The sequence below is a fragment of the Mycobacterium angelicum genome (assembly GCF_002086155.1).
GTDB classification, from domain to species: Bacteria; Actinomycetota; Actinomycetes; order Mycobacteriales; family Mycobacteriaceae; genus Mycobacterium; species Mycobacterium angelicum.
The window spans coordinates 1-209 of the sequence record NZ_MVHE01000515.1 but is presented as its reverse complement, the minus strand read 5'-3'; the positions used below and the strand labels follow the sequence as shown (position 1 = coordinate 209).

At 81.3% G+C, this 209-nt stretch carries 1 protein-coding gene; it reads left to right on the top strand.

Annotated elements, in window-relative coordinates; all coding sequences use genetic code 11:
- The coding region (locus BST12_RS35255) for a hypothetical protein (RefSeq protein ID WP_211281462.1) at positions 1–209 on the top strand (209 nt) is incomplete at both ends.

Here is a 209-nt window from a genome sequence, read left to right as displayed (position 1 = left end):
GGCGGCGACGGTGGAGAGGCCGGCGCCGGCGGCAACGGCGGCTCTGCCACCGGCGTCGGTAACGGCGGTAACGGCGGTGATGGCGGCAACGGCGGCGACGGCGGCAACGGCGCACCCGGCGGCTTCGGTGGCGGCGCTGGCGCCGGCGGCTTGGGCGGCTCCGGCGCCGGCGGCGGCACCGACGGCGACGACGGCAACGGCGGCAGCCC